The 11,467-nt window shown below is 43.0% G+C and carries 10 protein-coding genes; 8 read left to right on the top strand and 2 right to left on the bottom strand.

Features of this window, described 5'->3' with window-relative positions:
• The first annotated feature begins 120 nt into the window (after positions 1–120).
• Genes B4Z90_RS01455 through B4Z90_RS01445 form a run of 3 tightly spaced genes read left to right on the top strand, consistent with a single transcriptional unit; the run spans position 121 to position 2,057 of the window.
• Complete coding sequence (locus tag B4Z90_RS01455) at positions 121–1,629, top strand: NAD(P)H-hydrate dehydratase (protein ID WP_286801237.1); 1,509 nt, start codon at positions 121–123, stop codon at positions 1,627–1,629.
• Entirely contained in the window at positions 1,626–1,889 is a 264-nt protein-coding gene (locus B4Z90_RS01450) for a GNAT family N-acetyltransferase (RefSeq protein WP_286801236.1), read from the top strand. The genes B4Z90_RS01455 and B4Z90_RS01450 overlap by 4 nt, the downstream gene beginning before the upstream one ends.
• Before the next feature lie 27 nt (positions 1,890–1,916).
• Positions 1,917–2,057, top strand: a complete 141-nt coding sequence (locus B4Z90_RS01445) for a hypothetical protein (protein WP_286801235.1) — start codon at positions 1,917–1,919, stop codon at positions 2,055–2,057.
• Positions 2,058–2,098: 41 nt separating this feature from the next.
• On the opposite strand, the gene B4Z90_RS01440 is transcribed toward B4Z90_RS01445, so the two are convergent.
• On the bottom strand, positions 2,099–2,689 hold the full coding sequence (locus B4Z90_RS01440) for a sugar O-acetyltransferase (protein ID WP_070565562.1): 591 nt from the start codon (positions 2,687–2,689) through the stop codon (positions 2,099–2,101).
• A gap of 342 nt (positions 2,690–3,031) precedes the next feature.
• On the opposite strand from B4Z90_RS01440, the gene B4Z90_RS01435 reads away from it, so the two are divergent.
• Positions 3,032–5,245: a glycosyltransferase family 4 protein gene (locus B4Z90_RS01435; RefSeq protein WP_112376574.1), complete on the top strand. Its 2,214-nt coding sequence runs from the start codon at positions 3,032–3,034 to the stop codon at positions 5,243–5,245.
• Here the strand turns inward: B4Z90_RS01435 and B4Z90_RS01430 are convergent.
• Positions 5,217–6,701 (bottom strand): glycoside hydrolase family 130 protein, encoded by a 1,485-nt coding sequence (locus B4Z90_RS01430; protein WP_286801234.1) that lies wholly within the window; start codon positions 6,699–6,701, stop codon positions 5,217–5,219. The genes B4Z90_RS01435 and B4Z90_RS01430 overlap by 29 nt on opposite strands.
• Before the next feature lie 126 nt (positions 6,702–6,827).
• Between B4Z90_RS01430 and B4Z90_RS01425 the strand changes: the two genes are divergently transcribed.
• From B4Z90_RS01425 to B4Z90_RS01410, 4 genes are all read left to right on the top strand, one after another.
• On the top strand, positions 6,828–8,294 hold the full coding sequence (locus B4Z90_RS01425; protein ID WP_236586032.1) for an aminoacyl-histidine dipeptidase: 1,467 nt from the start codon (positions 6,828–6,830) through the stop codon (positions 8,292–8,294).
• A gap of 232 nt (positions 8,295–8,526) precedes the next feature.
• The gene (locus B4Z90_RS01420) at positions 8,527–9,855 is read left to right on the top strand and encodes a gluconate:H+ symporter (RefSeq protein ID WP_286801233.1); all 1,329 of its coding nucleotides are present in this window, start codon (positions 8,527–8,529) and stop codon (positions 9,853–9,855) included.
• 30 nt (positions 9,856–9,885) lie between these two features.
• A complete protein-coding gene (locus tag B4Z90_RS01415) occupies positions 9,886–10,350 on the top strand; it encodes a RidA family protein (protein ID WP_046674510.1) in 465 nt (154 codons plus the stop codon).
• A gap of 10 nt (positions 10,351–10,360) precedes the next feature.
• Positions 10,361–11,467, top strand: a complete 1,107-nt coding sequence (locus B4Z90_RS01410; protein WP_286753794.1) for a D-TA family PLP-dependent enzyme — start codon at positions 10,361–10,363, stop codon at positions 11,465–11,467.

Genomic DNA, 11,467 nt, shown 5'->3' with positions numbered 1-11,467 from the left:
AGTTAGGCGGTAGGATCCTTCTTGTAATCCTACTTTAGGATTGCTATCGCCTACCAAAAAGTATAAAGAGATTTTTAATTGAGCTTGAGAATAGGTACTTTCAATAAAAATAGAAACGACATGAAGATACTTTCCGCTCAGCAGATAAACGGGATTGATAGTGAAACCTTAAAGGATCAGAAAATTAGTAGTCTTGACCTGATGGAACGAGCTGCAACAGTTGTTTTTGAGGAAATTAAAAAGCTTCATTCACGATTGGAGCAAAGTACCTTTTATATTTTTTGTGGTAAGGGAAACAACGGCGGCGATGGTTTGGTGCTGGCGCGTCTGTTGGATCAACAACAGGCCCAAGTCAAGGTTTATTTAGTGGATGTTAAGGATTACTCCGTAGATAATCTTACCAATCAAAAGCGTTTACCCAATCATATGATTCAAAAAATTGCAGCGGAAGACCAGATTGATATTCCTTCCGATGCAATCGTACTGGATTGCTTGTTTGGATATGGATTAAAGCGCGCACTGACAGCTGACTGGAATGGTATTATTTCCAGTATAAATGGATGTGGTGCAACAATCTATTCGATCGATATGCCTTCTGGGCTGCTGGCTGATGAAAAGACAGCTACAGATGTTCCCATTGTAAAGGCAGATATGGTATATACCTTTCAGTTTCCCAAGATAGCCTTGCTAATACCCGAAAACCAATGGTATGTAAAAGACTTCAAGGTATTGGATATCGGTCTTAGCCAACGTGCAATTGAATTGGCAGAAACCAATCTGTTTTATGTCGACGAGTCCTTCCTTAGGTCCTTTTATCGACAACGAAGGAGATTTGATCATAAGGGAACATTTGGTCATACCCTGATTATTGGCGGAAGTAAAGGTAAAATGGGGGCTGTTCAGCTTGCGCTAAAAGCGGCTCTTCGAGCGGGTTGCGGTTTAGCTTCAGCTTATGTACCTAACTGCGGTAATACCATTTTACAGACTGCCGTGCCCGAAGCGATGGTGATGACTGATCTCCAACAAGATTTCATTAGTCAATTCCCCTTATTGACAGGTTATCAGTCAGTGGGTATCGGAATCGGGATGGGAACAGCATCCCATACAATTGATGCGCTAAAGGTATTTATAACTCAGGTTAATGATACCCCTTTGGTATTAGATGCTGATGCTTTAAATATTCTTGCCCGCGAACCAGATCTTTGGGCCTCTGTTCCAGCGCACAGTATATTAACACCCCATCCCAAAGAACTTAGCCGGATATTGGGTGCTTGGCAAGATGATTTCGAAAAGATTGAGAAAGTGAAAGCTTTTGCGCGTAAACATCAGTTGTACCTGTTAATAAAAGGGGCAAATAGTGCAATGGTTATGCCTGATGGGCTCGTTTACTTCAATAGTACAGGCAACGTGGGCATGGCAACAGGAGGCAGTGGCGATATACTGACAGGGATTATTACCTCCTTGCTTGGACAGGGCTATTCTTCTAAAGAAGCTTTAATTATGGGGGTATATATCCATGGGCGCGCGGCAGATATTGCAGTTAAGACGATTGGTGCCTATTCCTTATTACCTTCGGATACCATTAATCATCTTTCCGACGCATTTATCTCATTAGAAAAAGGATTATGATAGATTGGTACATTGAACAAGTTTTTGCCGCCCGGACCTGGAAACTTCGAAAAGAGGTTTTCGCTCTGGAAGGTAAGTTGGCCGAGGTGATGTTGGAGGGCGATTTTGAAGCGACGCATTTTGCCGCCTACGACGGAAACGAAGTAGTAGGCGTGCTGAGCCTGATTAGTTCAGGTGATACTTATACAATCCATTTCCTCGCTGTTGCTCCACATGTAAGACTGAAAGGTGTAGGCACAGCATTATTGAAACATGCGTGACTATTTATCGATACGTTCGGTGGTAAAATGCTCCAAGCCGAAGCGCCCTCTGCACAGCAACATTTTTGGGAAAGTAATGGTTTTGTTCCTTTAAAACAAAAGGAGGAGCTCATGATCACGTATTCATTACCGCCAACCAATGATCTCATGCCCGACAATGAGCCATGAGGCAGGTTATGGCTGCACACCGGTGCTGCTCCTTGTGATCCTTACGGATTTTCAGCATAGGTGATCCGATCCGCTTCGGTAATGTTACGTATAACCCGGCACGGATTACCTGCAGCTACGACGTCTGCTGGAATATCTTTTGTGACGACTGATCCAGAACCAATGACCGAATTTTTTCCGATTCGCACGCCGGGATTGACGACAACCTGTCCACCGATCCATACATTATCTTCGATTACGATAGGCAACGCAAACTCCCAACCTTGATTTCTTGCTTCAAAATGGAGGGGATGGCCGGCTGTGAAGAGGCTTACATTAGGACCAAATAATACATTATCACCTATGGTAACTGGTGCACCGTCTAATATTGTACAATTATAATTGCTGTAAAAGTTCTCACCAATAGCAATATTGTAACCATAATCGCAACGAAAAGGAGGTTCGAGAAAGAATCGAGTTCCCGTCGATTTAAAAAGTTTTTGAATAATCTGCTTTCTGAATTTCAGGTGTTTAGGCTCCGAATCGTTAAACCGTTTAAGTTCTTCTTTTGCGTATTGTCTTTCCTTAAATAATTGCCCCTCCGAATCGATATAGGGAAGGCCGGCAATCATTTTTTCCTTTGCTGATTTCATTCAATGCCCATTTTTCCGCAACAAACTTAGATAAATTGATTTTTAAATGCAATAGCAATCTACGCCTCGTGAATCTGGGTTATTGAGTTTTCTTTTTTTGCATAATCAATGGCCCTTGTTTTCAACTAAGCATAACCAATGGATACCCTGTTTCCATCAAATGGGCTGCGTTGCAGCGCCAAGTTTTGTAACAGGAGCTTATCTACACAAGGTGGTTTAGCACCTTCTTCCGATTTAATTCATTGCAGTTGTGACAAACAATTTTCCTTCGAAAAGCATTTAGATAATGGACACACGTATGCTACTGCCTTCGTCGTAGCTGTATTCAAAATTATTATTTCAATGAAGATCGCTTATATAAGTACTTACTTGCCCAAAGAATGTGGCATCGCCACTTTTACATCGGATTTGTTGCATGCTGTTGCGTTGCATAATCAGGAATTAACACAGCACGTTTTTGCTGTCGCTGACCGGGACTATGATTATCCCAGTGAAGTTGTCTTTAAAATAGACCAGTATGATCAATTGTCCTATATTGAAGCAGCCAACTATATTAATGAACATGGCTATGACTGTGTGATATTGGAGCACGAATATGGCATCTTCGGTGGTAATAGTGGAATATATATCTTATCGTTGGTTAACGCATTGCATATTCCATTGTTAGTTAATTTTCATACCATTCTTGAGAAGCCGAATGTTGATGAAAAGGCTATTCTCATTGAAATTGTAAAAAGGGCTTCGATTGTAATCGTCATGAGTAATTATGCGGTTACTTTACTCAAATCCATTTATAGGGTCAATACCACGAAAGTTAGACTGATACACCATGGTGTGCCCGAGTTTACCTTGGAACATGAACTTGCAAAGCTTAAAAAAGGTCTTTCTGGCAAGAAAGTGTTATTGACATTTGGTTTCCTGGGACGCAACAAGGGCATCGAAATGGTGATTGAATCCTTGCCTGAAGTCGTTAAAGATGAACCAGATCTGTTGTACCTGGTCGTTGGCAAAACACACCCTAATGTGTTGGCGCATTCGGGAGAGGAGTATCGGGAGTATCTAGGCAGTCTCGTGGAAGCTTATCAGTTGCAGGAGCACGTCCAATTTGTTAATTCCTTTGTGAGCCAGGCCGATCTGGTAGAGTATCTTTGTGCCTGTGACGTTTATGTCACCCCTTATGTTAATGAGGCGCAGATTACGAGTGGAACGTTATCTTACGCCATTGGTGCCGGAGCTGCGGTGGTCTCTACGCCTTACTGGCACGCCAAGGAACTGCTGGCTGATGGAAGGGGGGTATTGGTCGAATTTAAAAATTCAGCCAAGATGGCTGAAGCGCTTAAAAACTTGTTTTCAAATTTGGATTATCGTACCACCTTGCGGGACAATGCCAGTGCATTTGGAAAGGAGCTCACCTGGAAAAATATTGGCCTCCGGTATACACGGATTTTAAATAAAATCATACCTACCTACGACGGCCTTAAAGAAAACGCAGGATTTAGTAAAGATGAGATGCCTAAATTCAGCTGGAAGCATATCGATAGGTTGACCAATCAGGTGGGTATCTTACAGCACGCAACTTATTCTTTGCCCAATTATAAAGAAGGCTACTGTCTCGACGATAATGCGAGGGCACTTTTACTTGCTTTATTAGCCCAGGATAATTTTGCTGATAAGAAGTTAGACCGCCGTATTTCCACCTACCTGAGTTATATTTATTATCATCAGCGCGAAGACGGTCTTTTTCATAATTTTATGGATTTCCAGCATAATTTCTTGGATGAAGTCGGTTCGGAGGATTCCTTTGGACGAACGATATGGGCCCTGGGGGTGCTTCTTCGTAAAACTAAATTAACCAGTTATTATCAATTGGGACACGAGTTATTTTTTAGAGCTGTGCCGAATTTCGGTCAGTTGCGCTCCAACCGGGCGATAGCGTATACTGTGCTGGGAATTGCCGAATATTTGCATCATCAATCCAATGACGAGGTCATGATAGAGCTGATGCGGACGCTTATCGGCAAACTTGTGCGGGAATACGAAGCGAGTTCAGATGAACACTGGCAATGGTTTGAATCCGTATTGGCGTATGATAATGCAATATTACCTTATGCGTTTTTGACTGCATATCCTTTTTTAAATGATGAGACAATAAAACAATTGGGGCTAACGACATTAAAGTTTCTCGAAAGCATTACGATCCAAAATGGTGCGCTTTCGTTGGTTGGAAACCAGGAATGGGCCAAGCAGGGCAAGCATGTCAGCAAGTTTGGTCAGCAGCCGCTCGATGTTACAGCCATGGTATTTATGTATCGCGAAGCTTTTCGACTGACGAATAAAAAGGTTTATTTTACCCGAATGATAGCCTCATTCCGCTGGTTCTTGGGCGAGAATGATCTTAGACTCGGACTCTACGATGAGGAAACCAAAGGTTGCTGTGATGGACTGGAGGCTTATGGCATCAATAGAAACCAAGGGGCTGAAAGCACCCTCTGTTTCTATTTGGCCTATATTGTGGTTTCTCGTGCATTTAATGATAGCGATCAGGATTCAAGATAGCCAGCAATAAGTCTTCAAGCTTGATGGTGGCATAAGTCGACTCATAATCAGACATTGCATACGGTAAAATGAGGTGTTCATTGTGGACCAGAGCACCGCAGGAATAAATGACGTTTGGTACATAGCCTTCCCGTTCTTCATCGTTTGGGGTCATCAATGGGCTATGTAGTCGTCCAATTTCAACATGGGGGTTGTCAAGGTCCAGAAGGGAGGCCCCCAAAACATACTCGCGCATCGGGCCCACGGCATGGGTCAGGATCAGCCAGCCATATTGAGTTTCAATCGGTGAGCCACAATTGCCGATCTGGACAAATTCGTAGGGATATTCAGGCTCTTGAATGCGGATTGCCGTTTCCTGCCATATGTTGATATTGTTGGAGTAAGCAATATAATTGTTTTCACCGTCAATGCGACAGAGCATGGCGTAGCGGCCATTTATTTTTCTTGGAAATAGTGCCGCACCTTTATTGGCAATTTCACCATAGATGGGTTTCACCTTAAAATGATAAAAATCTTTTGTGGTGAGCAGTTTAGGAAGGATACTAAATCCGTCGTAGGCTGTGTAGGTAGCATAATAGATGCTCTCATTCTTCTCAGTTTTGAACTGGACAAAACGGGCGTCTTCTATCCCTCTTTTTTCTGTGTCGGCGAGCGGAAATATCACGCGTTCCGAAATGGAAGTGTCCAATGAAAAAGTCATTTCATAATGCGAGGAAGCGAGCCAGAGCGCCTGTCGTAAAAATGTCACATTTTCAAGATTTTCTTCACTCTCCCGCCGCACTTCATCGATGTACCGCTTAAGTTCCTCATACGTAAATGTCTCCGTTAGCTTTTCCTCGAGTTTGGACTTAACTTCCGTTGGTTCCGCATGTAGCTCATTCATCTTCTTTAAGAAGGACTCCTTGTGATACCGGTGGTTTTTAACTTGCATGGGTTTATCCAATAGATTACCGATATAGTCGATATGGATATTATTGTCGACATCCAAGGTGCCCGAGCGAAAAACGATCGAAGAGACATGACCTTCTCCGGTGGCCCTGAAGCTTAAAATAACCCGTTTTTCACCTTTGAATAATTCGGTCTGATCCGGATGTTCGATAATGGAGGGATTAAATAACGCTGCCGATTCAATGGAATATTCCATGGTAAAGTAAGAGCCGATCAGCAACTTGTCGATATGACTTAGCTTCTCCTTTGAAAATGGAATCTTCTCCAAAAGGTGGCTTACCCGGTCAAAATTCCGTTCAAAGATATGGGCAATGCTGCGATGTCTTTTCGTATAGCTTCGTAAAACCTGTCCAAAGACTTCTTTCCGTTCCGACTCGTTAAGGGATAAAATGCGCCTGATAATTTTTATTGTACGGTCATCGCCAAGGAAAAAAAAACGTGCGAGAACTCTTTTCTTATCCGGTTTAAAGTAAATATCCTTTCGTTCAACTTGTACTGGTTTATGCATAATTTTATGTTCATGTTTACACATTTATTAGAACGATCAGCGATTGTCTTTTGTTTTATTCCCCGGCAATAATCAACGGATATCTGATAAAAATCGAGTAACTTTGGCCAAGGAAAAATTATAGATATGATTGATAATAGTTTAGATCAGTTAGAACCAAAAGCAATTTGGAAAAATTTCGCAGCATTGAATGCGGTCCCCAGAGCTTCAAAAAAAGAAGAGCGCGTGATTGCCTTTATGGTAGACTTTGGTAAATCCTTGGGTTTAGAAACAAGCGTTGATGAGATTGGTAACGTGCTCATTAAAAAATCCGCTACTCCGGGAATGAAGGATCGCAAAACGATTGTTTTGCAGTCGCATTTAGATATGGTGCACCAAAAAAATAACGATACTGTTTTTGACTTCGATAATGAAGGTATTAAGATGTACGTTGATGGCGATTGGGTAAAAGCAGAAGGTACCACTTTAGGGGCAGATAATGGTCTTGGCGTTGCGACAATCATGTCGATTCTGGAATCATCCAGTATTGTACACCCTGCTATTGAAGCTTTGTTTACCATTGATGAAGAAACAGGTATGACAGGAGCTTTAGGTTTAAAAGGCGGTGTACTTTCGGGCGAAATCTTGCTCAATTTGGATACAGAGAATGATACTGAAATTGATATTGGCTGTGCCGGCGGGATTGATGTGACGGCAACGCAGTCCTATAGCGCAGAACCTTGTCCTTTTGATATGCTATCGTTTGAAATTACCGTAAAAGGACTACATGGGGGGCACTCTGGAATGGATATTCATAAAGGTTTTGCCAATGCCAATAAGGTGATGAATCGCCTGCTCTATAGAGGCTATGAACATTTTGGATTGCGTATTGCGTCGTTATTGGGTGGAAGCCTCCGCAACGCCATCCCGAGAGAAAGCGTTGCCAAAGTGGTGGTGGTTAAGGATAAAGCAACTGACTTTGTTCAGCAGCTAACACAATTGGCTCAGGATATTAAATCGGAATTTGCAACGACAGAACCAGCTATGGAAATTGTGGTGAAGCAAACTGATGCTGCTTATGCTACAGTCGTTCCCGTAAAGGTGCAGGAAAACTTGATCAACAGCGTTTATGCGGCCTTAAATGGTGTATATCGTTTGAGTGCCGATTTTGAAGACTTGGTAGAAACCTCCAATAATATTGCCAAAGTAGAAGTAGGCGGGGAAAAGGTTTCCATCAAATGTCTAACCAGATCTTCTGTTGAAACTTCTAAATTTGATTTAGCCCAATCGTTACAGGCAGCATTTGAACTGGGCGGTTTTAAGGTAGATTTTTCGGGCAATTATCCCGGATGGGCTCCTAATCCGAATTCTGAAATTTTAGAAGTCCTCAAATCCATTTATACGAGACAACATGGCGAAGTTCCGGAAGTCGTGGCGTGCCATGCCGGATTGGAATGCGGTATCTTGGGGACAAACTATCCTGAAATGGATATGATTTCTTTTGGACCAACAATCTTAGGGGCGCACTCGCCGGCAGAGCGTGTCTCCATTTCTTCGGTGCAGAAATTTTGGAGTTTTGTGCTTGATATTCTCAAAGAGATCCCCAAAAAATAAGTCGCAACAGCAGACGGTTGCATTATTTCTGAACGACAGGCCATGAAATCAAAGTCATCGGCGAGTAAACAAAAACGGGTATGGCTTGAGCTATACCCGTTTTTGTTTGTATCATTTTTTCATTTTTCTTGCAAAAAATGAAAAATATCCTTACTTTCAGGAAGAAAAAATGATTTAATAGACCAAATTTTATACAAGCTCTCAAATTGAGGGAAAACCTAATCGTGATATAATGACCATAATCCTCATTGTAATCAGCATTTGTTTGCTTATCCTTTGCATAACTTATTTTAAGATCAATGCCTTTCTCGCATTTTTGGTTGTTTCCTTGCTAAGTGGACTTTGTTTGGGAATTCCACCGGCACAGTTGGTAGGCACCGTTGAAAAAGGTGTTGCCGGCGTTATGGGGAGCCTAACGTTGATCATTGTTTTGGGCGCAATGTTGGGGAAAATTGTAGCTGAAAGTGGGGCCGCTGAGATTATTGCTGAGCAAATGGTCCGCTTAATGGGAGAGCGATACCTTCAGTGGGGGCTTATGTTGACGGGTTTTATCGTTGGGATACCGCTATTTTATGGAATCGGATTTGTCTTATTAGTCCCCTTGATATTTTCGATTTCCTACCGGTATAAGTTGCCGGCAGTATATATTGGATTGCCGATGTTGGCAGCCCTGTCTGTAACGCATGGCTTTATTCCGCCGCATCCTTCTCCCGTTGCTCTCGTTGCCCTGTTTCATGCCGATATGGGATTGACACTTATTTATGGTCTTTTGATGGCTATACCTGCTATTATTTTAGGTGGCCCTATTTTTGGAAGATGCCTGAAAAACATACGGGCGAGTCAAGAATCAATTTTTCGGGAGCAAGATCGCTCGGAATCAGCGCAGTATCTGCGCCCGACAGTTGGGGTAAGTTTGGCTGTAGCCCTGCTACCGGTATTGCTCATTGTACTATTTACACTGCTTCCTTATTGCTACCATACAAGTAATATAGCGCTGCAGAAGGGCGTGAAGTTTGTCGGCAACCCCACTGTTGTTATGGTTATCTCGCTCAGTGCAGCAACCTATTTCTTAGGATTGAAATTGGGCCGATCGATGGCCAATGTGATGACAATTTATGAGTCTGCTGTGAAAGATATTGCCATGATACTGTTGATTATTGCTGGTTCGGGAATCTTTAAACAAGTGATGGAAGACAGTGGAGTCAGTCTCCTTTTGACCAACACCTTACAGCAGCTCTCCATTTCACCTTTACTGTTGGCCTGGTTAATTACAGCTGTTATCAGAGGTTGTGTCGGCTCGGCCACAGTCGCCGCGTTGACAGCCGCTGGCGTGCTGCTCCCTATTGTTACAGGGGGAGAAGCGGATCCCAATCTCATGGTACTGGCGATAGGGGCCGGAAGTCTGATGTTCTCCCATGTCAATGATGCCGGATTTTGGCTGTTTAAAGAGTACTTTGGCCTTAGCGTAAAGGATACGTTATTCTCCTGGTCGATCATGGAGGCTATTGTTTCCATTGTTGGGCTGCTTGCTGTTTTACTATTGCAATTAATTTTATATTAGCTATTATTTTAAACTTTAAAATCGTTAAAGATGTACAACGCAGATGAACAATTCGAAAAATTAGGTTTGACATTACCGCCAGCGCCGGCACCAAAAGGTGTTTATAAACCATACGTCATTGATGGTAAGTACCTGTATCTTTCCGGTCATGGTCCTGTACAAGATGATGCCACATTGATTATAGGTCGAATTGGAAGTGATATCAGCCCCGAAGAAGGTAAACTTGCCGCGCGTCAAGTCGGTTTGACCATGCTGTCGACCATTAAAACCAACTTGGGTTCCTTGAACAAAATCAAACGTGTAATCAAAGTATTGGGTATGGTCAACTGTACCTCGGATTTTCTTTATCACCCCGGTGTGATTAACGGTTGTAGTGAACTATTTGCTGCAGTTTGGGGAGAAGAGAATGGTATTGGAACACGTAGCGCAGTAGGATTCGGTTCTTTGCCCGATAATATTCCAGTGGAAATCGAAGCATTATTTGAGTTATATTAAACCGAATAGTATGGAAACTTGGTGTCACATACAAAATGTCGATCAAGTCGATTCGCCGGCCTTGCTGGTCTACCCTGATCGCATTGTCAAGAACATAGACCGCGCTTTACACATTGTGCATGGGCGGGCGGACCGATTGCGGCCGCATATCAAAACGAACAAGTGCCGTGAAGTATGCCAGCTGATGATGGATAGGGGGATTACAAAGTTTAAGTGTGCAACCATTGCAGAAGCAGAACTATTGGGGGTTATCGGTGCAAAAGATGTTTTGCTGGCGTACCAGCCCGTAGGGCCAAAGATAGATCGTTTCTTGAATCTGGTGAGCGCCTTTCCCCAAACACATTTTGCCTGTCTTGTGGATCATGTTGATGCAGCAGAGGAAATTTCAGCGCGGAGTCTGTCGAAAGGTTTGCGAAGCGCTGTTTATCTGGATGTTAATATTGGGATGGGACGTACAGGGATAGCTTTAGACGGGATTGAGCGTCTCGTTATGGATATAAATCTCCTGAATGGTATTCAGTTGGTCGGTGTGCATGGCTACGATGGTCATATTCATGATAAGGATTATCAGCTTCGCGAAAAACAATGCCAACAGGCATACGGTATACTTGAAACGGCCTACCTGATGGCGCAGACATCCACCTCTAAACCATTGACTAAAGTGATTGGCGGTTCACCGAGTTTCCCTTTTCATGCCGAACGCAGCGATGTAGAATGCAGCCCAGGAACCTTTGTGTTTTGGGATTTTGGCTATGCCGAAAATTATGCAGAACAAGATTTTATGCTTGCCGCGGTACTTCTAACGCGTGTCGTTTCTATTGTTGATCACAAACACCTGTGCTTGGACTTAGGGTATAAATCCGTTGCATGCGAATCGCCGCAGCCTCGCGTCAAGTTTTTCGATCCACGTATAGGTGAAATAAAAATGCAGAGTGAAGAACATCTGGTTGTTGAGGTGACAGATAGTGCGCAGTTCCACTTAGGGGATGCGGTGTATGCTGTACCACGCCATATCTGCCCTACCGTAGCCTGTTATGGCGAACTTCAAGTAGTCCATGAACGGCATGCAGATCAAACGTGGACTGTTTATGCACGAAATAAAAAGATAAATTATTGA

Source organism: Sphingobacterium sp. UBA5639, from assembly GCF_002421245.1.
Classification (GTDB): domain Bacteria; phylum Bacteroidota; class Bacteroidia; order Sphingobacteriales; family Sphingobacteriaceae; genus Sphingobacterium; species Sphingobacterium multivorum.
This window is presented reverse-complemented; position numbering and strand designations above follow the sequence as displayed.

Coding starts and splice junctions, on each gene's coding strand:
- B4Z90_RS01445 (WP_286801235.1), top strand. CDS start 1,917: ATGCTCCAAGCCGAAGCGCCCTCTGCACAGCAACATTTTTGGGAAAGT.
- B4Z90_RS01430 (WP_286801234.1), bottom strand. CDS start 6,701: ATGCATAAACCAGTACAAGTTGAACGAAAGGATATTTACTTTAAACCG.
- B4Z90_RS01440 (WP_070565562.1), bottom strand. CDS start 2,689: ATGAAATCAGCAAAGGAAAAAATGATTGCCGGCCTTCCCTATATCGAT.
- B4Z90_RS01455 (WP_286801237.1), top strand. CDS start 121: ATGAAGATACTTTCCGCTCAGCAGATAAACGGGATTGATAGTGAAACC.
- B4Z90_RS01425 (WP_236586032.1), top strand. CDS start 6,828: ATGATTGATAATAGTTTAGATCAGTTAGAACCAAAAGCAATTTGGAAA.
- B4Z90_RS01435 (WP_112376574.1), top strand. CDS start 3,032: ATGAAGATCGCTTATATAAGTACTTACTTGCCCAAAGAATGTGGCATC.
- B4Z90_RS01450 (WP_286801236.1), top strand. CDS start 1,626: ATGATAGATTGGTACATTGAACAAGTTTTTGCCGCCCGGACCTGGAAA.
- B4Z90_RS01410 (WP_286753794.1), top strand. CDS start 10,361: ATGGAAACTTGGTGTCACATACAAAATGTCGATCAAGTCGATTCGCCG.
- B4Z90_RS01420 (WP_286801233.1), top strand. CDS start 8,527: ATGACCATAATCCTCATTGTAATCAGCATTTGTTTGCTTATCCTTTGC.
- B4Z90_RS01415 (WP_046674510.1), top strand. CDS start 9,886: ATGTACAACGCAGATGAACAATTCGAAAAATTAGGTTTGACATTACCG.